This is a genomic window from Pseudomonas sp. 18058 (genome assembly GCF_902706155.1).
Classification (GTDB): domain Bacteria; phylum Pseudomonadota; class Gammaproteobacteria; order Pseudomonadales; family Pseudomonadaceae; genus Aquipseudomonas; species Aquipseudomonas rustica.
Genome location: NZ_CACSJY010000007.1, coordinates 68,794 through 93,813 on the forward strand (window position 1 = coordinate 68,794; position 25,020 = coordinate 93,813).

A 25,020-nucleotide genomic window follows, 5' to 3' on the forward strand; every position below is an offset into this window, starting at 1 on the left:
GAAAATGAGTTCGTCCGCGGTCACACAGCGCCATCCACTGAGCCACGCCGTACACGGTGTGATTCTGGGTTTGATGGTCAGCAGCTACGCCCTGCCGTCGCTGGCGCAATCTTCGAGCGCCGAACAGCGCAAACAGGTTCAGCAGTGGAATATCGCTGCCGGCCCATTGGCGCCGGCGCTTGACCGCTTTGCGCGCGAGGCTGGCATCAGTCTTTCCTACGATGCCTCGAGCGTTGCGAATCGCACAACGGCAGGCGTGAACGGCACGCTGGATACGTCGACCGCACTGTCGACGTTGTTGCAGGGAAGCGAATTGCAGATCGAGCAGCAAGGCCCGACCGCTTACCTGCTGACACCTCAACCAGCGCCTGCCGGCCCACTTGAACTCGACGCAACGGGTATCGAGGACTACCGCCTCGCCCCCCTCATCATTAATGCCAAGGTCAGGGTCAGTGCCGACGACGACGCCAACTCGGTGGTCGCCAAGGAACTCTGGGTTGGCGGCAAAGTGGCCACCAGCATTCTCAATACACCGGCATCGGTATCGGTGGTCACCAACAAGGAAATGGAACAGCGCAGCGTCAGCACCACGGAAGAGGCGCTGCAATACACGCCGGGCGTAATCACTGACTTCTACGGTACGGATGACCGTAACGACTATTTCCAGATCCGCGGATTCCAGGCGACCACCTACCGTGACGGCTTGACCCTGAGTTCGATGCGCGGCGTGCGCGAAGATCCATTCGCTTATGAGCGCATCGAAATTCTGCGCGGCGCCAACTCCACCCTGTTCGGCCCGGCCGATCCCGGAGGCTCGGTAAACTTCGTGACCAAACAGCCGCGCTTCGAGCAGTTCGGCCAAGGCTATGTGACCTACGGCTCCTTTGACCATGTCGAGACAGGCATCGATGTCGGCGATGCGCTGAACGACGAGAAGACCCTGGCTGGCCGCTTTACTGCCAAAGGCCAGAACAGCGACCGCGAGTACGATCACTCGCAGGACGACAACCAGTTGTTTATGGGTGGCCTCACCTGGGCACCGACGGATTTCACGTCGGCGACGATGATTCTCGACTACCTGAAAACAGAAAGTTCGCCCAACAGTGGCGGCTATCCGCTGGACAAGGAATACGACCGCAGCAAGTTCTATGGCGAGCCCAGCTACAACTTTCACGATGTCGAGCGCACCAGCCTCAGCGGTAACATCACCCATGACTTCGACAATGGCTTCGTGCTGCGCAGCAACCTGCGTTACAGCAAGTTGACCGATGATTTTGGCTACGTTTACCTCAGCGACAGCGCCGCGCGAGTCGGTACTACCGTTGACCGCTATCAGTTTGGAACGGACACCGAAGCCGACCAGTTCAACGGCAATCTGATGCTGCAATACGATGCCCGTTTCGAGAACATCGACAGCAGCAGTCTGGTCGGCGTGGAGTACCTCGATTCGACCACCAAGGAAAGCTCGGTCTACGCCCCGACGACCTCGATTGACATTGCAAACCCCGTGTTTACTGGCGTTTCACGCTCAATCGCGCCGTATGCCGTGAACAAGCGAGACGCGACCACCAAAGCCGTATTCCTGCAGCAGAACCTGTCGTTCTACGAGCGTTTCATCGTCACCGGGGGCGTGCGCAACGACTCGATGGATCTGACCAGCAAAGGTCTGGAATCCACTGAGAAAGACACCTTCTCCGAAACCTCTTACCGAGGTGCATTGACCTACATCGTCAACGATGAGGTGTCGACCTATGTGAGCATGGTGGAGTCCGTCTCGCCGCCGCAGGTTGGCGTCACACCGCAGACCGGCAGGCAGTACGAAATAGGCGTGAAGTATGCGCCGATGGGGATGGACGCCCTGTTCTCCGCAGCTGTTTATGACCTGACCCAGGAAAACGTCACCATCGCCGTGGTGCTGCCGAGCGGCATCATTGAGCAACAGACAGTGGGCGAATCGCGTGCGCGCGGTCTCGACCTGGAGGCCAAGGCGCAGGTGACGCAGAACCTCAGCCTGATCGGTGGTTATTCCTATATGGAGTCCGAGGTACAGCGCGGTTCGTTGTATGACGGCAGCTCCCTGAAGGGCAATGAATTCGCCACGGCACCCAAGCATTCCGCTTCGCTCTGGAGTTATTACGACGTCCCCGCCACGGATGTCAGCGTTGGCTTGGGTGCGCGCTACGTCGGCTCGTATTACTTCGACGCCGCCAACTCAGGCAAAAGCGATGGCACCACGCTGTTCGACGCCGCGTTCAACTACAAAATCGCCAAGGGCACCGACCTTGCGGTGAACCTCAGCAACCTGCTGGATGAGCAGCACGTGGTCGGTTCCGGCACCGCGAACTTCTACAACCCGGGCCGTGAGATTACCGCCAAAGTGAGTTACAAGTGGTAAGCCGGTAGGCAGGCCTTCTCGCACATTGGAAGCGGTACCCGCTGTACGGCGGGTACCGTCAACCTCGATACACACTAGCTTGATGACCTGCATGATAATCCTCACCCGCCACCGCGCGCAGATAGGCTTCGTCTGCGTCCCTTCGCAGGTCGCACCATTCGGTCAGCGTTAACATGCCCAACCGATCCATCTCGTCGGACTGGCGCAACAGTTCGTCGTGCCAGGCATCGGGGCAGTCCATGCGCAGTGCTCGATTTTCCGACATCCGATGCCAGGCATCCAAGGCAAGCAGTCTTGCTTCTTGCTCAGTCGTCAGCTGATTTCTGAAAACATTCATCACATCCACCCCCGAACATTTCCCGGTTGAGCAGGCTGTTTTGAAATAGGTTCAAAAGGGCTGACGAAGCACCGTCTTGCGCAAAGTTCGAATCACTCGTGATGGCGCCTGACTGCCCTCTCGTTAGGGTTGGGTCAGCGCCGCTGCACTTGCTTTCGAGCGCCAGGTAAACGCCAGCACCATCAGCAGGCCCAGACTCGCCATCGCTGCACCGGCCAGGGAGATCGCCGGATAACCCAGCCCGGCATTGATCACCGCGCCGCCCAGCGCCGCACCAATCGCGTTACCAAAATTGAAGGCACCGATGTTGACCGCCGAGGCCAGATTGGGCGCGTCTTTGGCCGCTTCCATGACGCGCATCTGCAGCGGTGGTACCAGGGCGAAGCTGGCGATACCCCAGATCAAAATGGCCACAGCAGCCGGCAAAGGCCAGCGCATCAGGACAGTGAACGCCAGCAAGATCACAATCAGCACGCTCAGCGAAACGATCAGGGTGCGATCGATTGAACGATCCGCAGCCTTGCCGCCCCACATGTTGCCCAGCGTCAGGCCCACACCAAACAGCACCAGCATGGCGGTGATGAAAGCGGAGGACGCGTGGGTCTCGCTGCTGAGGATCGGTGCAATGTAGGTAAAGACAGTGAACATCGCACTTGAGCCGACGACGGTCAGGGCCAACGCGCCCAACACCGGGCCTCGGCCCAGCACGCGTATTTCGGCCAGTACGCCCACGCTTTGCGGTGCGCGCAGATTGGGCAGCGCGAACCACAACGCCGCCATCGTCACCACGCCAAGGCCGGTAATCCCCCAAAATGCAGTGCGCCAGCCGAACAACTCGCCAAACCACGCGGCCAGCGGCACACCGCCGATGGTCGCGAGAGTCAGGCCCATGAACATTGCCGCGACCGCCCCGGCGCGTTTCTCCGGCGCGACCACGCTGGCAGCGACGACGGAGCCAACGCCAAAGAACGCCCCGTGATTCAGTGAGGTCACCACCCGGGCGATCATGAGGCTGTAATAGTCGGTCGCCAGCGCTGACATCAGATTACCCAAGGTAAAAATCGCCATAAGACCGATCAGCAACGTTCGCCGCGGAATTTTGCCGGTGGTGAGGATCATCAACGGCGCGCCGAGCAGTACGCCCAACGCGTAAGCACTGACCAGCAGGCCTGCGGCGGGAATTGACACGCCGAGATCCGCAGCAATGCCCGGCAGCATGCCCATCGGGGCGAACTCGGTAACGCCGATGCCAAAGGCACCAATGGCGAGTGCAACAAGAGGTGGATTGATACGCATGGAAAGGCTCCTTATCTATGCCGCCAATGCTACGATCCAAGCGTTTGAGGCGGTAGATAGCGATTTCGGCAATCACCTTTGCGTAAGAGGCACAAATGGACGTCAATGGCAGGTCAGGTGAAATGAGCGTGTTCGTCACGGTGGCGCAGGAAGGCAGCCTTTCGGCGGCGGCGCGCGCATTGGGGCTCACGCCCTCGGCGGTCAGCCGGATCATCGCGCGCGCCGAACAGCGTCTGGGCACGCGCCTGCTGTTGCGAACCACGCGAGCGATTACGTTTACCGCCGAGGGCGAGGCATTCTTGCGGGGTGCCCGACGTATTCTGGCGGACATGGACGAGGTTGAAGACGCCATCGCCGATCAAGGCGTACCCAAGGGCCGATTGCGCGTCAGCGCGGCGCTTGGCCATGGTCGGCTGGCCATCGTGCCGTTGGTGGCCGCGTTCAGCGCGCAGTACCCGAATATCGTCGTCGACCTCACGCTCGGCGACGAAGTGGTCGACATTCTCGCTGGCCAGGCCGACGTGGCGGTGCGCTTTGGCCATCTGCCCGACAGCCCGCTCACCGCGCGCAGGATCGGCACAACCGGCCAAGTGGTGGTCGCATCGCCCGCCTATCTGCAGCGCCACGGCACCCCTCAAGAACCGCAAGACTTGCTCCGTCACAACTGCCTGCGCTTCAACTTTCGCCGTGCCGAACCCAACTGGCCATTTATGCGCGACGGCCGCGAGTTTTCCTTGAAAGTCAGTGGCAACATCGAATGCAGCAGTGGCGAAGCACTGGCACAACTCGCCCGAGTCGGTGCCGGCATTGCGCGCATCGGCGAGTTCAGCGTCAGCGAGGATCTGCAGCGCGGCGACCTCATACCGCTACTGGAAACCTGGAACCCCGGCGATCAGGAACCGATTCATGCGGTGTTCGTCGGTGGCTCGACAATGCCGGCGCGAGTGCGCTTGTTCGTCGACTTTTTGCTGGAGCATCACCGGATGTAGGCAGTGGCCATCGTTCGATGCTCAGGCGGCGGATCTGCCGTAACTCACCTGCGTCCTAACGTCGCAGCAAACAGCTATTGGCAAATCCTGCACAAGCCTTAGAATCCCGCGCTCTCAAACAGTCACCCAAGTCGGTGGCTGAAAGCTTCGCTGTTAAAAATCACGTACCAGAATGGCTGGCCACACTTGCTCAAGTGCGGCCGATTGAACTGCCCTGCCCGTTCGGCGGGCGCTTGCACAACACACTTCGGTTTGGCATTGCCCTGCGCAGAGACGCACGTTCCGCTGCCCGATCCCTTGAGGTTTCTATGTCTCCGCGTTTGCTGGCCATGGCGCTGGCGCCCCTGCTCGGGCTGTTCATTATTGCCTTGGGCAACGGATTTCTGTCTTCCCTGACCACCCTTCGCCTGGACGCCGCCGGTGCGTCGGCGACGATGATCGGTGTCGTGTCATCGGCCTATTTCATCGGTCTGACCTTGGGCGCCTTGTTCAACGACCGCCTGATTCTGCGCATCGGCCATATCCGTGCCTACGGCAGCTTTGCCTCTCTGATCGCCGTGACCATCCTCATGCAGGGTTTGTTTTATGACACGTGTGGCTGGTTCGCCCTGCGCCTGATCAATGGCTGGGCCACAGTCGGCGTGTTTCTGGTGATCGAGAGTTGGCTGCTGCTGGCGGGTGACGCGAAGATTCGCGGACGCTTGCTCGCGCTGTACATGATCGTCTTGTACGGCGCCGGTGTGCTGGGTCAGGCAACGCTGGGCAAGATCACGGGTTTGAGCGACAGCGCACCGTTCATGGTTGCCGGCATGCTCGCATCGCTGTCGGTGCTGCCGATCGTGATCCTGCCGCGCGTGTCGCCCCTGCTCGATCAGGTCGAGCCGCTCAAGCCACGGCAACTGCTGGGCGTGACGCCGACCGGGCTGGTCGGGTGTTTCGGCTCGGGCGTGAGCATCGCGGCGATTTACACGTTGCTGCCGCTGTACCTGCAACGCATGGGTCTGAACGTGGGGGAAGTCGGCAGCATGATGGCCTGGACGATCCTTGGCGCCATGCTTCTGCAATACCCGGTCGGACGCTGGTCTGACCGTCAGGATCGCCTTCAGGTGCTGACCCTTCTGACGGTGGCGTGCACGGTGTTGTCGCTGGTGATCGTGTGGCTGCCGTTGTCGTCGACGATGCTCGCGGTGATGCTGTTTTTACTCGGCGGCGGCGTGTTTGCGCTGTATCCGGTTGCCGTCAGTCATGCTGCCGACCGCGCCCCGGCGGAAGCGTTGGTGCCGATGATTCAGGGTTTGCTACTGATCAACTCTTTGGGCTCGGCGATCAGTCCGATGATGATCTCGCCGGTGATGAACTCGTTCGGCGCAAACGGTCTGTTCTGGGTCTTCGCTCTGGTCAATCTGTGCATGGTCACGTTCTTTTTCTGGCGGCGCGGCAAACGCCCGGTTCCGGCCAACCCCGCGCCTTTCGCAGCCGCAGCGACTTTCTCGCCGACAGGCGCGGAATTGCGCGTGACCGAAGATTTGCGCCAAGCGGTGCAAGAGCACCCGCCCATGGTCGATGCATTGAGCGGCGAGCCGGCGCCGCAGTGCGAAACGCGCTGAGTCCCACGCCAGTGCGGACGCTGGCGGCCCGCGCCTAAGCATCAATCCCCCAGATCATCCCAATAAGGCGGAGTGCCGATCGCTTTGATGAAGTACTCCCACACCACGCGAACCTTCTGGGAGCGCATGCGATTCTCCGGGGACAGCAGATGGATCGGGCTAGGCGTTGGCTCCACCGATCCTTGCCAATCCGGTAACAGCCGAATGAGCTGCTGGCTCACGAAACTCTCGCGGCTAAACAGCCAGGACGGAAAGAACACGATCCCCCTGCCCGCCAGCGCCGCTTCCACCAAGACCTGACCATTGTTACTTCGAAGCGGCCCCTGCACGTCGATGATGTCGGCCTTGTCGCTGCCAGGCTTTGTGAAATACCAGCGCTGCGCCCCGCCCGTGCCCTTGTAAACCAGACAGGCGTGATGCCGCAGATCCTCTGGCGACGCGGGTTTGCCGTGCTTCGCGATGTACTGCGTACTGGCGCAAAGGACGTATTGCTGATCGCAGATTTTGCGGCCGATCAACCCGGAGTCGCTCAGGTGTCCGACCCGGAAGATGATGTCGACGCCCTCCTGCACCGGGTCGATAAAGGCATCGGTGACGGTCAGCTCGACCGTCAATTCGGGATACAGGTCATACAGACCGTTCAACAGTTTGACGATGTGCAGGCTGCCGAACGCGACCGGTGCGTTAATCCGTACCAGTCCACGAACCTCGCCACCCTTGCCGGTGATTTCCTCATCAGCGGCATCGAGCAGTTCGAGCACTTCGCGGATTTGCTGGTAGTAGCGCTCGCCCGCGTCCGTCAGTTTCACCGCACGGGTGTTTCGATACAGAAGTTGCTGACCGACCTCTCGCTCCAACGCCGCGATGAAGCGAGAAACGGAGGACGCCGGTACGCGAAAGTGCCGAGCCGTCGCCGAGAAACTTCCAGTCACGGCGACCATGGCAAAGTACCGGTGCGCTTTGAGGTGCATAAAAAGTCCGATCATCAAGAACAGTTGATGGGCACTACAGCAGAACTTCGTCTGCTTGTCCCGCCGCGAGATCCTTTCAGGCCTGTTCGCACCGGACACGAAAAAGCAGCCGCCCCGAATTACGGTAGCGGCTGCCAATGTGTCAGCGGCTACTTAGCCTTTATAAGGCGGGTAATCGACATAACCCTCGGCGCCACCGCCATAGAAGGTTTCGCGCTTGGCCTCGCTCAGCGGCCAGTCGTTCTGCAGCCGCGCCACCAGATCAGGGTTGCTGATGTAAGCGGTGCCGAACGCGGCGAGGTCGATGATGCCGTCATTAATCAAGTCATCCGCACGCTGGCGCGACATGCCGCCCGCCAGAATCAACGCGGTGTCAGGCAGTTTCGACTGAATGGTCGACAGCAAATCGAGGAATGTTTCCTTCGGCCCGCCACCACCGCCCTCGGTACCCGGAGCCGGAAACCCGGACTGATCCATCACATGAACGTAGGCCAATTGCCGCGCGCCAATCTCGGCTGCCAACGCGGTGTAGGTTTCATCGATCTGCTCATACAACGGCATGTCGAACAGCTGACCATATGGCGAAATACGGATGCCCACCCGAGCCGCGCCAATGCGTGCGACCACGGCATCGATCACTTCCAGGGTGAAGCGCAGACGGTTCTCCAGGCGATCCGCCGAATACTGATCGGTTCGATCATTGACCAGCGGGTTCATGAACTGCTCGAACAGATAGCCATTGGCACCGTGAATTTCCACGCCATCAAAACCCGCCTCGATCGCGTTGTGCGCAGCCTGGGCGAACTCACCGATGATCCGCGCCACCTCGGCGGTTTCCAGTTGGCGTGGCGCCGGTGGCTGTACCAGCGCCGGCTTGCCGTCAGCGTCGTAACCAAACGCAGTCGCGCCGACTGCTTGCTTCGACGTGGCGCTCACTGGCAGTTTTCCACCTTCCTGGATCGACGGGTGCGAGACGCGACCGACATGCCAGAGCTGCGCAAACATCTTGCCGCCCACCGCATGCACCGAGTCGGTGGTGAGGCGCCATCCGGCGATCTGCTCGGCAGTGAAGATACCGGGGTTGAACAGATAGCCCTGCCCCTCACGGGAAATCGGCGTGCCTTCGCTGACGATCAACCCGGCGGTAGCGCGTTGTGCGTAATACAACGCGATGCGTTCATCGGCAGCATCATGGGGTGCGCGCGAGCGGGTCAGCGGCGCCATGACAATACGGTTTTTCAGCGTGGTGTCGCCCAGCGCGAATTCGTTGAAGAGTTTGGACATTGGAGTTTCCGAAGTAGATCGAATGTGGCGACGATCAGCGGGAGCGACAGGTTGACGGTGCGAACTGTCTCGAACTCGCGCCAAAGGCCCTGAGTTGCAACGATGGATCGATGCTAACTTCTGAGCCTGACGGCAACAATCCGCCGAAATCGCAAATGACTATTGCTTTTTCAGCAACGGGATTCGGCTTTTCTCTTCGGAATTTCTGGAGGGTTGTTGCTGGTGCGAGAGCGATAAAGCAAATGGGCGGCTACTTGAGCCGCCCATTTGAGGGTCACGCCTGAATCCATTTCAGGAAAGGCCTAGTTCTTCAACGCAACCTGTTTGGCCTCGATTTTCAGATCACTGAGGCGCTTGAGCATGGCGATGATGTTGACGCGAGCAGAGCCTTCATTCGCCAGGCGCAGACGTTTGACGCCGATAACGGAATCACCGAAACCCGCGGTAAAAGGCGTACGGATGATTTCACGCAGAACAACCTTGTTGGTCGCGGCTTCCACCAACGTGTATTCCACCTCGCTGGTGACCTCGAAATTCAGCCCGAACAGCGGCTGGTCAACGCGCAACAAATTCGCCCGCAGGGCATAAGCAGCGGATTCGCTGCCCAGCAAATCAGCGTTTGCGAGCGATTGCTTGAGCGCAGCGCCAAAGTCAGGGCTGTCGATTTCCGAAGTCCACAGAGGATTGGTTTTATCCCCGCCATTCACTTCCGAAACCCGTACGTTATTTTTCAGCTGTGCGTCATAGGTGCTTGCCTTATCTTGATCGGCCGCGACCGTCATGCCGGAAATTTGAGCGGACGTGGCACAGCCAGTGCAGAGGGCGATCAGGGCAGAAGCTAAAAGCAGGCGCAGATAAGTCATTCGAAAATCCTTGAGAGTGTAAAATCCAACGATGTCGCGAATGCTAGCACTTAGCCACTTTTTCAGCCACCTAGCGGTTCCTAGGTTCCTGGCAACTGATTGAAAAACTTGTCCTGCTTGTATCGCAATGGTTGGATAGGCCGGCAGGACGAGGAAACATGTTTGTCGTCGCCGCTCTATTCAGCGGCTGGACTCAGTGAACAGGTTGATGAATGTCGAAGAAAACGCCAGAAAACAAAGAAGCCGCCACCGCTACAGAGATCGAGCGATCGATTCAGGCCTTGAACAAAATGGCTGAACGGCTCTGGGGCGATGGTCGCGAAGCTGAGGCCAAAGCCCTGCTTGACGCTTTGGATGCGCTTAACCGCGCACTCGACCGGATCCGCATTGGCGAGAGTCGGCGGGTGATTACGCTGCATTGAAGATTGGCCGACGCTGGCTGCTTACATGCAGCGCATCGCCGCTCGACCGAGTGTCCTTGCAGCCCTCGCGGCTGAGGCGGCGACGCAGCCGGTCTGATCCCTAAGGTTTCACCGCAGCCGTTGCCGCCTCATCGATAAACGCCGCCACCTCAGCGGCACGCGAGGCCAACGACGCATGACTGGCATCCAGTGTGATGATCTTTTTCGCACCGAGTTTTGCCGACATCTGCCGCTGATTGTCGGGATGGATCATGTGATCTTCCGTGGAGATCTGATACCACGACGGCTTGTTCTTCCATGCCGGATTGCTGATCGTGTCGCCGAAGGTGCTGGCCAACGGGGCCTTCTGTGCGACGGCCATGACCAGTGCTTCATCGGCGCTGAGATCCTGGCAAAAACTTTCGTGGAATTTATCGGCTTTGAGCCAGAGGAAACCGTCGCTGTCCGGCGCAAGATTCGGCGCGGCGGCCGGCAGGTGTTGCTGGGTCAGACCGCCGGGGCTTTCGCCGGCATCCGGGGCGAACGCGGCGATGTACACCAGGCCGACGACGTTCGGCTGATTGCCCGCCTCGGTGATCACTGCGCCGCCGTAAGAGTGGCCGACCAGCAACACCGGGCCGCTTTGTTGCGCGATCATTTTGCGCGTGCGTTCGGCGTCGTCGGCGAGGGATGTCAGTGGCATTTCCACCGCGTGAAGATCGGTGTAACCCTTGCGCGCCAGTTCGAGGATGACTTTGCCCCAATGCGCGGCGCCGCCCCAGAATCCGTGAACCAGCACAATCGTCGGTTTGTTGCTCATGGCCCTGCTCCTGTCTGAGAAGAGAAGATCGTTTGCCAATACCGCGCGAAAGTATGGTGCCGAATGCCGAAACGGGCCATGTCGGTGACGAATCTGTAAACTGGCGCGATTCTTAGTCGCTCACACAAGGGATCACCCATGGCCAACCAAGACATCATCTTCACTCCCGATCCGGACGCGGACTCCATTTCCTCGGACGTGACCACGTTCAACGGGATCATGATGTCCACGCAGATTCCGACCCGTGCCGATGGCAGCCTGGAACTCGGCGACATCACTCTGCAAAGCGAATGCACCCTGCAAGCGCTGAAGGTTGCACTGGAACGTGCGGGCAGCTCGATGGATCGCGTGATGCACCTGACCATCTACCTCACCGACATGGCCGATCGCGCCGCGTTCAACGAAGTTTACAAACGCTACTTCGCCAAGCCATGGCCGGTACGTGCTGCGGTTGGCGTTGCGTCCCTGGCCGTCGAAGGCATGCGCGTAGAAGTCACCGCCATGGCCGCCAAGGCCTGATTTTCACCCCGGCCTTGCGCCGAACCAACTGACGCCTTCGCGAGCAAGCCCGCTCCCACAGGTTTCTATGTCGCCCACCTATTCGGCGACCACCGCTGGACCCTGTGGGAGCGGGCTTGCTCGCGAAGGCGTCTGGTCAGGCGAAATCTTTATTGAATGCACCACCGCTTTCGCGAGCAAGCTCACTCCCACAGGTTTTTGTTTCGCCCACCTATTCGGCGACCACCGCCCAACCCTGTGGGAGCGGGCTTGCTCGCGAAGGCGTCAGGTCAGGCGACATCTTTATTGAATGTGCCGACGCTTTCGCGAGCAGGCTCACTCCCACAGGTTTGTGTGTCGCCCACCTATTTGGTGACCACCGCTGGATCCTGTAGGAGCTGCGGCACGCTGCGATCTTTTGATCTTGATCTGAAAAGGTCAAAAGATCGCAGCGTGCCGTAGCTCCTGCAAGGGCCCGGTGCCATCGGGCAGCACGGGCGTGCCGGGCGCGCGTTTCGGGGGTAGAATGCGCGCCTAACCGTGACAGCCTGACTAAAAAAACTATGTCCTTGCCCAAGCATCATCTGGAATTGCTCAGCCCTGCCCGCGATGTCGCCATCGCCCGTGAGGCGATCCTGCACGGCGCCGATGCCGTGTACATCGGCGGCCCGAGCTTCGGTGCGCGCCACAACGCCTGCAACGAAGTCGGCGAAATCGCCGAGCTGGTCGAATTCGCCCGCCGTTACCACGCGCGCATTTTCACCACCATCAACACCATCCTGCACGACAACGAACTGGAACCGGCGCGCAAGCTGATCCATCAGTTGTACGACGCCGGTGTCGACGCGCTGATCGTTCAGGATCTGGGCGTGATGGAGCTGGACATTCCGCCGATCGAGCTGCACGCCTCGACCCAGACCGACATCCGCACCCTTGAGCGAGCGAAGTTCCTCGATCAGGCCGGTTTCTCGCAACTGGTATTGGCCCGTGAGCTGAACCTGCAAGAAATCCGCGCAATCGCCGACGAAACCGACGCTGCCATCGAATTCTTCATTCATGGCGCGTTGTGCGTAGCCTTCTCCGGCCAATGCAACATCTCCCACGCGCAAACCGGGCGCAGCGCCAACCGTGGCGACTGCTCGCAAGCCTGCCGTTTGCCGTACACCCTCAAAGATGAAAAGGGTGGCGTGATTGCCTACGAAAAACACCTGCTGTCGATGAAAGACAACAACCAGAGCGCCAACATCCGCGCGCTGGTCGAGGCCGGCGTGCGTTCGTTCAAGATCGAAGGTCGCTACAAGGACATGGGCTATGTGAAAAACATCACCGCCTACTACCGCCAGCGCCTCGACGACGTGCTCGAAGACCGCCCGGATCTGGCCCGCGCTTCCAGCGGCCGCACCGCGCACTTCTTCCTGCCTGACCCGGAAAAAACCTTCCACCGTGGCAGCACCGATTACTTCGTAACCGATCGCAAGATCGACATCGGCGCCTTCGACTCGCCGACCTTCACCGGCCTGCCGGTGGGCACCGTCGAGAAAGTCGGCAAACGCGACATGCAGGTCATCACCCACGAGCCACTGTCCAACGGCGACGGTTTGAACGTGCTGGTGAAACGCGAAGTGGTCGGTTTCCGCGCCAACATCGCTGAAGCCAAAGGCGAGTTCGAAGAAGACGGCGAGAAGCGCTACCGCTACCGCGTCGAGCCGAACGAAATGCCCGAAGGCCTGTTCAAGCTGCGTCCGAATCACCCGCTCAATCGCAACCTCGACCACAACTGGCAACAGGCGCTGCAAAAGACCTCGTCCGAACGTCGCGTCGCCCTGAGCTGGGTCGCACGTCTGCGTGAAGAACAGCTGGAGGTCACCGCCACCAGTGAAGAAGGCATCAGCGCCAGCGTGACCCTCAACGGCCCGTTCGGCGTCGCCAACAAGCCTGAGCAGGCGCTGGAACAGTTACGCGATCTGCTCGGCCAACTCGGCACCACGCAGTACCACGCCACCGACATCAAGCTGGATGCGCCACAGGCCTTCTTCATCCCCAACTCGCAGCTTAAAGCCCTGCGCCGTGAAGTGATCGAGAACCTGACTGCCGCGCGTGTCGCCGCTCACCCGCGTGGCGGCCGTAAAGCCGAAACCACTCCGCCGCCGGTGTACCCGGATTCGCACCTGACCTTTCTTGCCAACGTCTACAACCAGAAGGCGCGCGACTTCTACCACCGCCACGGCGTGAAGCTGATCGACGCGGCGTATGAAGCTCACGAAGAGCCGGGCGAAGTGCCGGTGATGATCACCAAGCACTGCCTGCGTTTCTCCTTCAACCTGTGCCCGAAACAGGCGAAAGGCGTGACCGGCGTGCGCACCAAAGTCGCGCCGATGCAGTTGATCCACGGCGATGAAGTGCTGACGCTGAAGTTCGATTGCAAGCCGTGCGAGATGCACATCATCGGCAAGATGAAAGGCCACATCCTCAACCTGCCGCAACCGGGCAGCGTGGTCGGCCACATCAGCCCCGAAGACCTGATGAAAACCATTCCGCGCGCACCGCACTGAGTGGACGGCGTACGCGGTGCTTCGGCGCCGCGCACGCCCGTATCACCAAGCCTGGCCAAATCGCAGGCATAAAAAAACGCCAACTTCTTGCGAAGTTGGCGTTTTTTTCGAATATGGCAGGGGCGGCTGGATTCGAACCAACGCATGGCAGGATCAAAACCTGCTGCCTTACCGCTTGGCGACGCCCCTACTGCTCTTTCCAGCTACTTCGTTAGGTTCGCTGTGAGAACGGGGCGCAATTTACCAAGGTTTGTGAGGTTTGGGAAGCACGAAGTGAAATATTTTTTGTTTTAAAACAGAGACTTCCAAAACGCGCCTATTTCACCAGACGCTTTTCCTTTGAAGGCCGGTAACCAAAGAACGCGCTGTAGCACTTGCTGAAATGGCTCGGCGAGACAAATCCGCAAGCCACCAACACTTCAACCTGCGACAGCTCAGTGTGTTGCAGCAAACGCCGCGCTTCGGTAATCCGCAGTTCCAGGTAATAGCGCTGCGGTGTGGTGCCCAGTTGTTCCTTGAACAATCGCTCCAGTTGCCGACGCGAGCGCCCGGCGTACACCGCCAGTTGTTCCAGCTCCAGCGGCTCTTCCAGATTGGCGTCCATCAGCTTCACCACTTCACGCAGCGGCGCACTGACGCAGATGTTCTCGTCAGGCTTGATCCGCCGGTAACGCGATTCCTCAAACGCCAGAATGTCTTCGATGCCTTCGACAAGCGCTTTGCCGTGCAGGCTTTTGATCCAGTCCAGCGCCATGTGGAATGCGCCGGACGGACTCGACGCCGTGAGTCGGTCGCGATCAATCACATACGGCTCGCTGCTGACGTGGGTGGCTTTGGCGATTTCGGTCAGTGCCGGACGATGCTCCGGATGAATCGCGCAACGATAGCCGTCGAGCAATCCGGCGCGGCCGAGAAACCACGAACCATTCCACAACCCGGCGAGACTGACGCCCCGCTCCGCCGCCACTTTGAGCAAGCCGATAAACTCATCACTCGCGCGCAGTTCGGTGCGATAACCGCCGCACACCACCAGCAGATCCAGCACTTCAAGCGCTGCCAAATCAAGACGTGCATCGGGCCGAATCACCAGCCCCAGATCACTGACCACTTCGCCGTCGCCCAAGCCGAACGTGCGCGAGGCAAACAGCCCCGGGCGCAGCAGATTGGTGGTCACCACCGTGTCCAGCGCCTGGGTAAACGCCGGCAGCGAAAAGTGTTCCAGCAGCAGAAAACCGGTACGGGTCAGGCGCGGGCTATCAGCGCTTTGCTCATTCAGATAGCGGAGGTTTTTCCCCTTCATGCCTCCGCTGAATTGGCGTCTTTCGATCAAGTTTTGTTCCATCGGTCATGTTGTTATGCGCCGATAGTTGGCTTGATCCGCGAAAGAGTCAATCACGCCCGTGGTTGATGGCTGGTTACGCAGTGAATCCCGCCGCCGCCGGCCGCGATGGCATCGATGTTCAGCTGCACGATGTCGCGATCCGGGTACAGCGCGGACAGCAGATCGAAGGCCTTCTTGTCCGCCGCTTTGTCGCCGAATTCCGGGGCGATGATCGCGCCGTTGATCACGAAGTAGTTGATGTAGCCGGCAGCGAAGTCCGGGTTGTTTTTGCTGAACTTGCTTTTGCGCGGATTGAGTGGCGGCGAAATCGTGTGGATCTGCAATTTGCGGCCGTCAGCATCGGTGGCGTTCTTGAGGATTTCCAGGTGCGCCAGCGTGACCTTGTGATCGTAGGATTCAGGATCGGTGTCGAGGTTGGCGATCACCACACCGGGCTCGATGAAGCGCGCGTAGAAATCGACGTGAGCGTCGGTGATGTCCTTGCCCTTGATCCCCGGCAGCCAGATGATTTTGCGCAGGCCCAGACGCTCTTTCAATTCCGCTTCGACGTCGGCCTTGCTCCAGTCGGGATTGCGATTGCGGTTGATCCAGCTGCTCTCGGTCATGATCCCGGTGCCGTGGCCATCAACTTCGATAGCACCGCCCTCGCCCGTCAACTCACTGCGGATATAGGTCGCTTGTGCGCCGTTGGACGCGAGCGCGGCGATTTTCGCGTCTTTGCTGTGCTGCTGTTTATCGCCCCAACCGTTGAAGTTGAAATCCACCGCGCCCAATCCGCCCTCGTCGTCGATGACAAAGTTGGCGCCGATGTCGCGCATCCAGATGTCGTCCAGCGCCGTGGTGACGTAGGTGATGTTGCGGGTGCCACAGAATTCTTCGGCAATGCTGCGCTCGTTCTGGCGGCGGAACACCGTGACCGGCTCATATTTGGCGATGGCACGGGCGATGCGACCGAGGGCTTCCTGGACGTCTTCGGTGAAGTCTTCCCAGATCGCGTCCTGCGCGCCGAAAGCGATGTAGGCGCGTTCGTGCTTGTCGCCTTCGTCGGGCATGAACCAGCGCCCCTGAGCGGCCGCAAGCACCTTGCCCGGCGACAGACCGAAGCCCATGAACGCAGCGCCCACACCGGCAGCAACGGTGACTTGTTTGATGAACTCACGACGAGTCGACATACAGTGTATTCCTGTAAAAACCAGGGCCGGCAATGCGCCGGCCGTGGATCATTGGCCAGTGGCAGTCTTGAATTTAGTCCAGGTACGCATGCGTGCGCGCATGTCGGCCTGAGGGATGTCTTTGCCCGGGATCAAACGCGCGTAGGTCGCTTCGTCGAGGTAGATGTCCGGGTTGTCGCGCATGCTTTCGTCGACACTCGCCCGCGCCTTGGCGTTGGACGTCGGGTAACCAGTGAAATTGCTGATCGCCGCCATGTTCGCCGGGCGCATGACAAAGTTGATGAACGCGTAAGCGTATTCCGGGTGTCTGGCGTCGACCGGAATGGCCATGGTGTCCATCCACACCGTGGTGCCCTCGCGTGGCACACGGTACTGAAACTTCGTGTGCTTGCCGGCGCTGTCCGAGGTGCGCTGGGTTTGTGTCATGTCGCCGCTGTAACCCAGCGACAGGCACAGGTTGCCGTTGACCAGATCGGTCACCGGTTGCGACTGGAATTTGCGGATGTACGGACGCAGCTTCATCAACAATTCACTGGCTGCAGCCAGATCCTCGGCTTTGCCGCTGCGCGGATCGCGACCGAGGTAATTGAGCACCACCGCCAGCGCTTCGTCCGGCGAATCGATCATCGAAATTCCGCAGTCGGCAAACTTCGCCGCCAGCTCCGGTTTGAACAACATGTCGAGGCTGTTGACCGGCGCATCAGCCATGCGCTTTTTGATCTCTTCCTCGTTGTAGGTCAGGCCGATGGTGCCCCAGGTATACGGCACCGTGGCTTTGCTGGAGTGCTCGTAATGGCTGCGCAGTTTCTGCAAACCGGGCTCGATGTCGGCCAGTTCCGTCAGCTTCGATTGATCCAGCGGCATCAGGCTGCCGGCGCGCATCAGGCGCTCGGCCACGGTGTCACCGGGGAAGATCAGGTCGTAACCGCTGCCGCCGGAGAGCATCTTCGCTTCGAGGGTTTCGCTGCCGTCCATGACGTCGTAAATCACCTTGATCCCGGTTTCGGCGGTGAAACGGCTCAGCGTGTCTTCGGCAAAATAATCGGCCCAGTTGTACAGCCGCAGGGTTTTGTCTTCGGCGTGCAGCGACGGCATCACGCAGATCAGGGCCAGGCCCATCGCGCCGAGCAATCGTTTGTGGTGGGTAACCATGTCAAACCCCTTGAGTGTTCCAGCGTGCATGAAGGTGGCGACCGTCCTGACTCAGCAGCGGCCCGTACATTTCCGGACGACGATCGCGGTAGATGCCCCAGTTCAAACGCTCTTCGCGCATGGCCGCCAGATCGACGCGTTGCAGTAAAAACCCAGTGCTGTCACGGTCGGCTGTGGCGAGTAACTGGCCCTTGTGATCGCTGATAAACGAGGAACCGTAGAAGCTCATTTGCAGGCTCGAATCAGTGGTCGCGGTTTCGCGCCCGACGCGGTTCGACGCCACCACTGGCAGCAGATTGGCAGCGGCGTGGCCACGCATGGTCATCTGCCAATGGTCGCGGGAATCCAGCGCCGCGCAGCCCGGTTCCGAACCAATGGCGGTCGGATACAGCAGCACTTCAGCGCCCATCAAGGCCAGACAACGCGCGGTTTCCGGGAACCACTGATCCCAGCAGATGCCGACACCGAGACGGCCGAACGCGGTGTCCCAGACTTTGAAACCGGTGTCGCCGGGGCTGAAATATTCCTTCTCCTGATAGCCGATGGCGTTGGGGATGTGCGTCTTGCGATACACGCCCAACAAGCGCCCGTCGGCATCGGCCACGCTCAACGAATTGAAGTACGCGTTGCCGGCCTTCTCGAACCAGCTCAGCGGCAACACCACGCCCAACTCGCGGGCCACTGCGGCGAAACGTGCGAGCACGCGGCTGTCGCGATACTCCTCGGCCAGCGCCATGTGTTTATGGCTTTGTTCGATGCAGAAGTACGGCGTGGCGAACAGTTCCTGCAAGAGGATCACTTGCGCGCCCTGCTTCGCCGCATCACGGACGAGTTGCTCGGCACGATCAAGGTTGCCCGGTAAATCCCAGGTGCACGGCATCTGGGTGGTGGCAATGGTCAGAATCGTCATGGTCTCAACCTCTAACCGGCCAGGCTGGCTGCTGCTGGGTGATGCAATGCACACCGCCACCGCCGTGCGCCAGATGGTTGATCTGCACCGGCACCACTTCGCGCCCGGGGAAGACTTTTTCCAGCACGTTCGCCGCGACGTTGTCCGCCTCGATGCCATAGGCCGGCATGATGATCGCGCCGTTGGCGATGTAGAAATTGGTGTACGAGGCGCAAAACACTTCGGCTTCGGTATCGACCGCGTCGGTGGCTTCGAACAGTTCGATCAGCGCGAATTTGCGTCCTTGCGCATCGGTGGCCAGCTCCAGCGCTCGACGATTTTCCCGCGCCACTTCGGCGTACACCGACGATTGATCGTGCGTCGCATCGACCAGCAACACACCGGGACGGGCGAAGGCGCAGACGCCGTCAACGTGGCCATCGGTCATGTCGCCGGTGACGTAATCCGGATCGCCCGGCAGCCAGATGGTTTTCTTCACGCCGAGCAGGCGGCTGAAGATCTCTTCCATCTCGGCTTTGCTCATGCCCGGGTTGCGATTGGGGTTGAGCAGCACCGATTCGGTGGTGATCAGCGTGCCTTCGCCATCGACATGAATCGCCCCGCCTTCGTTGCTCAGCGGCGTGCCGAAGCATTCCAGACCGAGGTGATTGAGCGCGCGGCGCGCCAGGCTTTCGTCCAGATCGTGCGCCGACTTGCCGCCCCAGGCGTTGAAGCGCCAGCTCACGCCAGCCAGGCCTTGCTGTGGGTGGTAGACAAACGTCGGGCCGGAGTCGCGGCACCAACTGTCATTCACCGCCAACGGAATCAGTTCGATGTTCGGCCCGCACAAGGCTTTGGCGCTGGCAATGGCCGATGGATCGACCACCAGTTTCACCGGTTCAAACCGGGCGATGGCATTGGCGACGCGAGCGAAATCTTCCTGCACCTGCGCCAGCGTCACGCGCCAACCGGATTCCCACAACGTCTGGTTGTGCGGCCAGACCATCCACGTCGCCGCATGGGTCACCCACTCTGCCGGCATCATCCAGGCGCTGTTTTTATTGTCGTTGTGCTGCATGATAAGCCTCGTTAGTTAAGCCGCTGTGTTCAATGCGCTTATGCTACGGGCCGTAAAATCGGCAAACAAACGATGGATTTAGCAGACAACTGATTAGCGGAGCTTATCGATATGCTTAAACACTGGCCGCCTCTCAGCTCCCTGCGCGGCTTCGAAGCGGCCGCTCGACTGGGCAGTTTTCACAAGGCCGCTGAAGAGCTGAGCCTGACGCAGTCGGCGATCAGCCAGCAGATCCGCAGCCTTGAGGCGTATCTGGAGCAGCCGCTGTTTTTTCGCAGCGGACGCAGCGTGGCGCTGACCGATGCCGGCCACGATTTGCTCAGCACCACCCAGGCCATGCTGCAGCAATTGGCGGTGGGGATTCGCCGTTTGGGCCAGTATCAAAAGCCCAATCAACTGGTGCTCAACACCACGCCGGCGTTTGCCCGGCACTGGTTGTTGCCGCGCCTGGCGGATTTCCGCGCGCTGCACCCTGAGGTTGATTTGTGGATCTACAGCACCGACGAAGTACCGGACATGGCCACGCAAACCATCGATCTGGCGGTGCGCGACGACATCAGTTCACAGGCTGAATGCAGCTTCAAAGTGCTGCACGCCGATCGCCTCTATCCGGCGTGTCATCCGAGCGTTTTGGCGCTGCCGGCGCCACAGCGCACCACATTGCATGGCGAGCGGGAAATGGATTGGAGCCATTGGGCGGTCGAGGCCGGAATCGATGTCGGCCAGCAGGATCAGGGGCTGAACTTCTCCGATCCGGGATTGCTGCTGGACGCCGCGTGTTCGGGGCTTGGCATCGCGCTGGTGAGCCAGTTGCTCAGCCGTCAGGCGCGGGCTGACGGCGTGTTGCAACCGCTGGTGGAAGACAGCATTCGGGGGCCGAACTGGGCGTTGCTGACCCACCGCGACAGTGAAAATGATCCCATGGCGAAAAGCTTTAGCGCGTGGCTATCGGTCAATTTGAACCCACACTCAGACGACGGAGAACACGCCGGCGCCTAATCGCCCCTCGAGACGACCACAGAGTACATAGTGCTGATAACCGCTGGAAAAGACACCGGTGGAAATCGCGAGCCTGACATCCTCGTTCAATTGAAGATACTGGGCTTCATCAAAGTTTTCGGCACTGACTTCACCGGCGCGCCCCAGTTGCTCGCTGTCCACGGTAAACCCTTGGCTGTTGCGATTTTCAAAATCAATGATGCGATTGACTGCATGTCGCTCCAGCACGCTCTGATTGGGGTACATCGAGTAGATGTGCAAGCCTTTTTTCGCACAGCGGTTGCACATATCGACGCAATTCTTCTCCGTCGATTTGCGCCGTGTGAGCTCATCAAGCGGCATGTCGAGGTACTTGCCGACCTGATATTCGGTCTGATTGAAAATTGTGCAGCACAGCACGGTAGTGCCATTGCAATCGATCACCAGCCAGTCATCTTTGAGCGTGCAAGCTTGTTGCGGAAATTGCTGGACAACGTTGATCAGATCGTCGTACGGCGGCAACGCAAGGCGTTCCAGGGTTTCATAATCGGTTGCTGTGACGGACGGATCGCGCTCGACGATAGCCAGCGTCTTCTCCAGCGGCATCATCACCGAATAACCCGTCGAGAAATCAAAACCCAGGGCTTCACTGAACTCGCGCATCAGTGATTCTTCTTCGATGTTATCCAGATAGCGATGATAGTAAACGTCGATACGGGTGCTTAAACCCAGTCGCTGCTTGATCTCAGACAGAGCAATCATGTTCTGTTTGACCACTTCGATATCGCCGCCTACATGACCCTTTTTGTAGGTGTCCTGGTAGAAGCCGGACAGCGATATACGAAAGTAACCTGGCTCGGCCGACAAGGCTTTTTCCATGTTTTTGGCCAGATTCAAATTGGTACTGATGCCACTCTCCATGCCGGCAGCGTTAATAACCTCGATAAACTCGCCAATTTTTGGATGAACCAAAGGCTCAGTCCAGTTGTAGAGAAAAATAGCGCCAACGCCCTCGCCCTTGGCCTTCTCGACAATCTGCTTGAACATGTCGAGCTGCATGGCTTTTTTGAAATTGAGATTTTCCGAGTTGCCCATCGGGCATGAAGGGCAGCTCAAATTGCAGGCGCCGACGATATCGATGTACATATTCATTATGAGTGTTGCTCCATGATTCGAAAGCTGTGCATCTCATCACTGCACACTTTCGATTCGCCGGTTGTGTTGGTTTTTTGACGACATTGACAACCTCACCTGCAAATACCGCACCAAGTGTCTCAGGCCATTAAACTCACCACCCAGTCGATGAACACGCGCAACTTGAGACTGATATGCCGGTTCGGCGGATAAGCCACATAGAGCGGCATGGGTTCGAGCTGCCAGTCTTCGAACAGGCGTACGAGTTCACCTTTAGCGACGTGGGCATCGGACATATAAGTCGGCAACCACAACACACCCATTCCGGCGAGACCGGCAGCCAGATAGGCATTGCCGTCATCGACCGCCAGCACATGCCGACCCTTGATTTGTAGCTTTTCACTGGCGTTGTGCAAGGCATACGGCACCGGTTTGCCGGTACGCGCCCACAGAAAACCAACTACGCGATGATGGGAATCCTCCAGATCGCGCGGGTGTTCGGGTACACCCGCGCGGGCAAGATAGGCCGGCGCCGCAAATACGCCCAACGGCAGATCGGCGACCTTACGCGCCATCAATGACTGATCGAGCAACTCGCCGCCACGCACCACGCAATCCACGTTTTCATCAATGATGTCGACGATCCGATCGCTGACGCCCATGTGGATTTGAATGTCAGGATACTGCCGGTGAAAGTCTGGCAGCGCAGGCATCAGAATGTGCCGGGCGAATGGGCTCGGGACGTCGACGCGCAAGCGGCCTGAGGGCACCACCGATACGCCAGGCAGATTACTTTCAGCGTCTTCCATATCCGCCAACAGCCTGACGACTTTTTCGTAATACGCAGCGCCATCGGCCGTAACATTGACCTTGCGTGTGGTGCGATTGAGCAGCTTCACCCGCAACCGCGCTTCCAATTGCTGCACCAGTTGCGTCACGGTGGTCTTGCTCATGTGCAGGGTTTCGGCGGCTTTGGTGAAACTCCCCGCCTCGACCACTCGGGCAAACGCCTGCATTGCGTCAAATCGATCCAAGGTTCGCGCCTCGATTGTTTGGGATTCACAAACAGTGAACGCCAAGCTTGCGCGTTTATCGCCCGCCTGCAAATACCTACAGTGGCTTCATCAACTCACCGATGGAGACACCCCCATGACTCAGCGCGATGTCGTTTTTCCGGCCGCACGCCGTACCCTTTATGAGCGCAATCGCTACTCGCCAGCGATTCGCTCCAACGGTTTTCTATTTATATCGGGGCAAGTCGGCAGCACCGAAGACGGTACGCCGGAGCCGGATCTGCAGAACCAGGTACGACAGGCTTTCAGCAACCTGAATGCGATCCTCAGCGAGGCCGGTTGCAGCTTCGACGATGTGGTCGACGTGACGATCTTCATCGTCGATCCGCACAGCAAATTCGAGACGATCTGGAATGTTGTGCTCACCGAATTCTGGGGCGATGCGCCGCATCCGACGGTCACCGCCGTGGGTGTGACGTGGCTGTATGGCTTTGATTTTGAGATCAAGGTGATTGCCAAACTGCCGTAAGCTGCTGGCCTTCATACCACTTTGTTGCGCCCACCCTGCTTGGCGATGTAAAGCCTCTCATCAGCGAGTTTCAACACGCTTGGGGATGTCGCAGTGTTTGCATCGCGGCACGCCACACCGATGGACATCGTCAACTTGCCCACCTGCGGCACCTCGGTTTCTTCGAGGTGCGCGCGGATTCTTTCGGCAATCATCCGCGCGGTGTCCAGCGGAGTATCCGGAAGAATCAGTGCGAACTCCTCACCACCGGAGCGGCACGCCCAGTCACCTGAGCGCGAGTTTTGTTTGAGGATGTCGGCCACGCTTCGCAGGGCCACGTCGCCGGCGTCATGTCCAAAGGTGTCGTTGACGCGTTTGAAATGATCGATATCCAGCGCCAGCACGGAATACCCCTGCCCGGACTGATCCAGCAGGTTCAGCGCAGCGTCCATGGCGCGACGATTGGCCAGGCCCGTGAGGGGATCACTTTGCGCTTCATGACTGAGCTGACCGAGTTTCTGATGGAGCAATTGCACCCCGGCCAGCATCGCCTGACGGATTGCAGCGGCGTCGCGGTACCAGGCATGCACCCGGTTCAAGCGCTCCGTGGTGTCGGGCGCGGCCAATTGGTCGGCGGCCGCCGACAATTGCCGCAAGGGTCGGGCGATCAGCGCGGTACCGATGAGGATCAGCACCAGCCCGAAAATGCCGGCGGGGATCATCCCCACGACCATATCGCGCATCAGTTGTGCCAACGGCGCCAGGCTGCGTTCGCGAGGTTGCTGAACCACCACGGCCCAATTGGCTTCCGGCACACGGGCATAGCCGGCCAGCATGGGCACACCTCGGTAGTTGTCGCCCTGCAAGGTGCCGTTTTCACCACGCAACGCGGCATCCACCGTCAGGCTCCAGCCCAGCACTTCGCCGATCCGCTTCGCGTCGGGGTGATACAACAGCCGCCGATTACCGTCAGCGACGAAAGCGAAGGTGCCGTCGTGATGAAAATGACGACTGATCACCGTGTGAAACGCGCTTTGCTCAAGCAAGTAAACAGAGCCGCCCACCACACCGAGAAACGCACCTGACGGGCTGAAAACCGGTTGCGAAACAAACACCACCAGATTGCCTGCCGAGGAGACGTACACCTCGCTGACCAAGGGCCGGCGCTCTTTGAGGGCTTGCTGGATACCCCGCGATTGCAGCGTGGCACCGACGATCTGCAAGCTGTCCGGATATGCCTGAAGCACTTGCCCGTTCGCATCGAGAATCGTCACCGAGTTGAAATCGGTGTCCTGCGCCTGCAAGCGCATGGCTTCTTTGCGCAATGCCCCAGGCTCATCCCAGTGATCGCCCAGCACCGTCGCGCTGTAACTCAAATGATTGTGTGCGGCGCCGAGAAACTCGCCGATGCTGGAAGCTACTTTCGCCGCGTAGGCGCCATTGGCTTCCAGCGTCGCGTGAATCAATGCGTCACGCTGTACGCGATAGGCGACATAGAGGCTGTTGCACAGCGTCGCGACGACCGACAGCAGGACAAAAAGCAGTATCAGTCCGCGCAGGTCGATTGGCAGCGGTCTGGAAAGCTTCATTCCGCCACCCGGAATGCGGATTTCAACTTCTGAGCAATGGACGATGGGGGGAACGGTTGAGCCATGAACAAGACTTTTGCTGAGGGGCGGACACAGGAAGCAGTCGCTGCCACGTTGGGAATGACATGGAGGATAGGCAGAGACTTTGCCTT

Annotated in this window: 22 protein-coding genes and 1 tRNA gene; 8 read left to right on the top strand and 15 right to left on the bottom strand. The window is 59.4% G+C overall.

From position 1 onward, the window contains the following. The first annotated feature begins 4 nt into the window (after nucleotides 1–4). On the top strand, nucleotides 5–2,395 hold the full coding sequence (locus tag GVL50_RS05760) for a TonB-dependent siderophore receptor (protein ID WP_159812070.1): 2,391 nt from the start codon (nucleotides 5–7) through the stop codon (nucleotides 2,393–2,395). 58 nt (nucleotides 2,396–2,453) lie between these two features. On the opposite strand, the gene GVL50_RS05765 is transcribed toward GVL50_RS05760, so the two are convergent. Together GVL50_RS05765 and GVL50_RS05770 are read right to left on the bottom strand one after the other, a co-directional pair. Further along, nucleotides 2,454–2,732 (bottom strand): hypothetical protein, encoded by a 279-nt coding sequence (locus tag GVL50_RS05765; RefSeq protein ID WP_159812071.1) that lies wholly within the window; start codon nucleotides 2,730–2,732, stop codon nucleotides 2,454–2,456. A gap of 123 nt (nucleotides 2,733–2,855) precedes the next feature. Beyond that, nucleotides 2,856–4,028, bottom strand: a complete 1,173-nt coding sequence (locus tag GVL50_RS05770; protein WP_053120689.1) for an MFS transporter — start codon at nucleotides 4,026–4,028, stop codon at nucleotides 2,856–2,858. 95 nt (nucleotides 4,029–4,123) lie between these two features. Between GVL50_RS05770 and GVL50_RS05775 the strand changes: the two genes are divergently transcribed. Continuing rightward, nucleotides 4,124–5,017, top strand: a complete 894-nt coding sequence (locus GVL50_RS05775) for a LysR family transcriptional regulator (protein WP_178124156.1) — start codon at nucleotides 4,124–4,126, stop codon at nucleotides 5,015–5,017. A gap of 308 nt (nucleotides 5,018–5,325) precedes the next feature. Then, the gene (locus GVL50_RS05780) at nucleotides 5,326–6,624 is read left to right on the top strand and encodes an MFS transporter (protein WP_159812073.1); all 1,299 of its coding nucleotides are present in this window, start codon (nucleotides 5,326–5,328) and stop codon (nucleotides 6,622–6,624) included. Between the two features lie 41 nt (nucleotides 6,625–6,665). Here the strand turns inward: GVL50_RS05780 and GVL50_RS05785 are convergent, their stop codons facing one another. From GVL50_RS05785 to GVL50_RS05795, 3 genes are all read right to left on the bottom strand, one after another. Beyond that, nucleotides 6,666–7,610, bottom strand: coding sequence for a LysR family transcriptional regulator (locus GVL50_RS05785; protein ID WP_306109859.1), 945 nt, complete (start codon nucleotides 7,608–7,610; stop codon nucleotides 6,666–6,668). A gap of 138 nt (nucleotides 7,611–7,748) precedes the next feature. Continuing rightward, nucleotides 7,749–8,879: an alkene reductase gene (locus tag GVL50_RS05790; protein ID WP_159812075.1), complete on the bottom strand. Its 1,131-nt coding sequence runs from the start codon at nucleotides 8,877–8,879 to the stop codon at nucleotides 7,749–7,751. 302 nt (nucleotides 8,880–9,181) lie between these two features. Beyond that, nucleotides 9,182–9,742 carry a hypothetical protein gene (locus tag GVL50_RS05795; protein WP_256218860.1) on the bottom strand — a complete coding sequence of 187 codons (561 nt, stop codon included), beginning with the start codon at nucleotides 9,740–9,742 and terminating at the stop codon, nucleotides 9,182–9,184. A 212-nt stretch (nucleotides 9,743–9,954) separates the two neighbouring features. Between GVL50_RS05795 and GVL50_RS05800 the strand changes: the two genes are divergently transcribed. After that, nucleotides 9,955–10,164: a hypothetical protein gene (locus tag GVL50_RS05800; protein WP_159812076.1), complete on the top strand. Its 210-nt coding sequence runs from the start codon at nucleotides 9,955–9,957 to the stop codon at nucleotides 10,162–10,164. Nucleotides 10,165–10,264: 100 nt separating this feature from the next. On the opposite strand, the gene GVL50_RS05805 is transcribed toward GVL50_RS05800, so the two are convergent. Next, nucleotides 10,265–10,963 carry an alpha/beta hydrolase gene (locus GVL50_RS05805; protein WP_159812077.1) on the bottom strand — a complete coding sequence of 233 codons (699 nt, stop codon included), beginning with the start codon at nucleotides 10,961–10,963 and terminating at the stop codon, nucleotides 10,265–10,267. A 138-nt stretch (nucleotides 10,964–11,101) separates the two neighbouring features. Here GVL50_RS05805 and GVL50_RS05810 point away from each other — a divergent pair, with 138 nt between their 5' ends. Together GVL50_RS05810 and GVL50_RS05815 are read left to right on the top strand one after the other, a co-directional pair. Further along, entirely contained in the window at nucleotides 11,102–11,482 is a 381-nt protein-coding gene (locus GVL50_RS05810) for a RidA family protein (protein ID WP_053120702.1), read from the top strand. A gap of 542 nt (nucleotides 11,483–12,024) precedes the next feature. Next, nucleotides 12,025–14,013 carry a U32 family peptidase gene (locus tag GVL50_RS05815; RefSeq protein WP_159812078.1) on the top strand — a complete coding sequence of 663 codons (1,989 nt, stop codon included), beginning with the start codon at nucleotides 12,025–12,027 and terminating at the stop codon, nucleotides 14,011–14,013. A 114-nt stretch (nucleotides 14,014–14,127) separates the two neighbouring features. Here the strand turns inward: GVL50_RS05815 and GVL50_RS05820 are convergent. The 6 genes from GVL50_RS05820 to GVL50_RS05845 form a co-directional block, all read right to left on the bottom strand. Continuing rightward, nucleotides 14,128–14,202: transfer RNA gene (locus GVL50_RS05820), tRNA-Gln, on the bottom strand. 127 nt (nucleotides 14,203–14,329) lie between these two features. Beyond that, nucleotides 14,330–15,355, bottom strand: coding sequence for a GlxA family transcriptional regulator (locus GVL50_RS05825; RefSeq protein ID WP_159812079.1), 1,026 nt, complete (start codon nucleotides 15,353–15,355; stop codon nucleotides 14,330–14,332). Between the two features lie 50 nt (nucleotides 15,356–15,405). Further along, nucleotides 15,406–16,527: an agmatine/peptidylarginine deiminase gene (locus GVL50_RS05830; RefSeq protein ID WP_159812080.1), complete on the bottom strand. Its 1,122-nt coding sequence runs from the start codon at nucleotides 16,525–16,527 to the stop codon at nucleotides 15,406–15,408. 48 nt (nucleotides 16,528–16,575) lie between these two features. Next, on the bottom strand, nucleotides 16,576–17,679 hold the full coding sequence (locus GVL50_RS05835) for an extracellular solute-binding protein (protein WP_159812081.1): 1,104 nt from the start codon (nucleotides 17,677–17,679) through the stop codon (nucleotides 16,576–16,578). Between the two features lies 1 nt (nucleotide 17,680). Then, nucleotides 17,681–18,589: an N-carbamoylputrescine amidase gene (gene aguB / locus GVL50_RS05840; RefSeq protein WP_159812082.1), complete on the bottom strand. Its 909-nt coding sequence runs from the start codon at nucleotides 18,587–18,589 to the stop codon at nucleotides 17,681–17,683. Nucleotides 18,590–18,593: 4 nt separating this feature from the next. Next, nucleotides 18,594–19,646, bottom strand: a complete 1,053-nt coding sequence (locus GVL50_RS05845; RefSeq protein ID WP_159812083.1) for an agmatine/peptidylarginine deiminase — start codon at nucleotides 19,644–19,646, stop codon at nucleotides 18,594–18,596. 111 nt (nucleotides 19,647–19,757) lie between these two features. On the opposite strand from GVL50_RS05845, the gene GVL50_RS05850 reads away from it, so the two are divergent. Beyond that, a complete protein-coding gene (locus GVL50_RS05850; protein ID WP_159812084.1) occupies nucleotides 19,758–20,645 on the top strand; it encodes a LysR substrate-binding domain-containing protein in 888 nt (295 codons plus the stop codon). Here GVL50_RS05850 and GVL50_RS05855 read toward each other — a convergent pair. After that, nucleotides 20,616–21,770, bottom strand: a complete 1,155-nt coding sequence (locus GVL50_RS05855; RefSeq protein ID WP_246541740.1) for a radical SAM/SPASM domain-containing protein — start codon at nucleotides 21,768–21,770, stop codon at nucleotides 20,616–20,618. The two genes, GVL50_RS05850 and GVL50_RS05855, sit on opposite strands and share 30 nt — an antisense overlap. A gap of 128 nt (nucleotides 21,771–21,898) precedes the next feature. Beyond that, nucleotides 21,899–22,792: a LysR family transcriptional regulator gene (locus tag GVL50_RS05860; RefSeq protein ID WP_159812086.1), complete on the bottom strand. Its 894-nt coding sequence runs from the start codon at nucleotides 22,790–22,792 to the stop codon at nucleotides 21,899–21,901. A gap of 115 nt (nucleotides 22,793–22,907) precedes the next feature. Here GVL50_RS05860 and GVL50_RS05865 point away from each other — a divergent pair, with 115 nt between their 5' ends. After that, nucleotides 22,908–23,300 carry a RidA family protein gene (locus GVL50_RS05865; protein ID WP_159812087.1) on the top strand — a complete coding sequence of 131 codons (393 nt, stop codon included), beginning with the start codon at nucleotides 22,908–22,910 and terminating at the stop codon, nucleotides 23,298–23,300. Nucleotides 23,301–23,311: 11 nt separating this feature from the next. Here GVL50_RS05865 and GVL50_RS05870 read toward each other — a convergent pair whose 3' ends face one another. Beyond that, complete coding sequence (locus GVL50_RS05870; RefSeq protein ID WP_159812088.1) at nucleotides 23,312–24,868, bottom strand: diguanylate cyclase; 1,557 nt, start codon at nucleotides 24,866–24,868, stop codon at nucleotides 23,312–23,314. Between the last annotated feature and the right edge of the window lie 152 nt (nucleotides 24,869–25,020).

Excerpts from the sequence above, each read along its gene's own strand:
- GVL50_RS05830 (WP_159812080.1), bottom strand. The coding sequence starts at position 16,527 with ATGTCGACTCGTCGTGAGTTCATCAAACAAGTCACCGTTGCTGCCGGT.
- GVL50_RS05825 (WP_159812079.1), bottom strand. The coding sequence starts at position 15,355 with ATGGAACAAAACTTGATCGAAAGACGCCAATTCAGCGGAGGCATGAAG.
- GVL50_RS05850 (WP_159812084.1), top strand. The coding sequence starts at position 19,758 with ATGCTTAAACACTGGCCGCCTCTCAGCTCCCTGCGCGGCTTCGAAGCG.
- GVL50_RS05795 (WP_256218860.1), bottom strand. The coding sequence starts at position 9,742 with ATGACTTATCTGCGCCTGCTTTTAGCTTCTGCCCTGATCGCCCTCTGC.
- GVL50_RS05775 (WP_178124156.1), top strand. The coding sequence starts at position 4,124 with ATGGACGTCAATGGCAGGTCAGGTGAAATGAGCGTGTTCGTCACGGTG.
- GVL50_RS05810 (WP_053120702.1), top strand. The coding sequence starts at position 11,102 with ATGGCCAACCAAGACATCATCTTCACTCCCGATCCGGACGCGGACTCC.
- GVL50_RS05785 (WP_306109859.1), bottom strand. The coding sequence starts at position 7,610 with ATGATCGGACTTTTTATGCACCTCAAAGCGCACCGGTACTTTGCCATG.
- GVL50_RS05770 (WP_053120689.1), bottom strand. The coding sequence starts at position 4,028 with ATGCGTATCAATCCACCTCTTGTTGCACTCGCCATTGGTGCCTTTGGC.
- GVL50_RS05790 (WP_159812075.1), bottom strand. The coding sequence starts at position 8,879 with ATGTCCAAACTCTTCAACGAATTCGCGCTGGGCGACACCACGCTGAAA.
- GVL50_RS05805 (WP_159812077.1), bottom strand. The coding sequence starts at position 10,963 with ATGAGCAACAAACCGACGATTGTGCTGGTTCACGGATTCTGGGGCGGC.
- GVL50_RS05780 (WP_159812073.1), top strand. The coding sequence starts at position 5,326 with ATGTCTCCGCGTTTGCTGGCCATGGCGCTGGCGCCCCTGCTCGGGCTG.
- aguB (WP_159812082.1), bottom strand. The coding sequence starts at position 18,589 with ATGACGATTCTGACCATTGCCACCACCCAGATGCCGTGCACCTGGGAT.
- GVL50_RS05800 (WP_159812076.1), top strand. The coding sequence starts at position 9,955 with ATGTCGAAGAAAACGCCAGAAAACAAAGAAGCCGCCACCGCTACAGAG.
- GVL50_RS05835 (WP_159812081.1), bottom strand. The coding sequence starts at position 17,679 with ATGGTTACCCACCACAAACGATTGCTCGGCGCGATGGGCCTGGCCCTG.
- GVL50_RS05815 (WP_159812078.1), top strand. The coding sequence starts at position 12,025 with ATGTCCTTGCCCAAGCATCATCTGGAATTGCTCAGCCCTGCCCGCGAT.
- GVL50_RS05855 (WP_246541740.1), bottom strand. The coding sequence starts at position 21,770 with ATGTACATCGATATCGTCGGCGCCTGCAATTTGAGCTGCCCTTCATGC.
- GVL50_RS05865 (WP_159812087.1), top strand. The coding sequence starts at position 22,908 with ATGACTCAGCGCGATGTCGTTTTTCCGGCCGCACGCCGTACCCTTTAT.
- GVL50_RS05870 (WP_159812088.1), bottom strand. The coding sequence starts at position 24,868 with ATGAAGCTTTCCAGACCGCTGCCAATCGACCTGCGCGGACTGATACTG.
- GVL50_RS05765 (WP_159812071.1), bottom strand. The coding sequence starts at position 2,732 with ATGAATGTTTTCAGAAATCAGCTGACGACTGAGCAAGAAGCAAGACTG.
- GVL50_RS05845 (WP_159812083.1), bottom strand. The coding sequence starts at position 19,646 with ATGCAGCACAACGACAATAAAAACAGCGCCTGGATGATGCCGGCAGAG.
- GVL50_RS05760 (WP_159812070.1), top strand. The coding sequence starts at position 5 with ATGAGTTCGTCCGCGGTCACACAGCGCCATCCACTGAGCCACGCCGTA.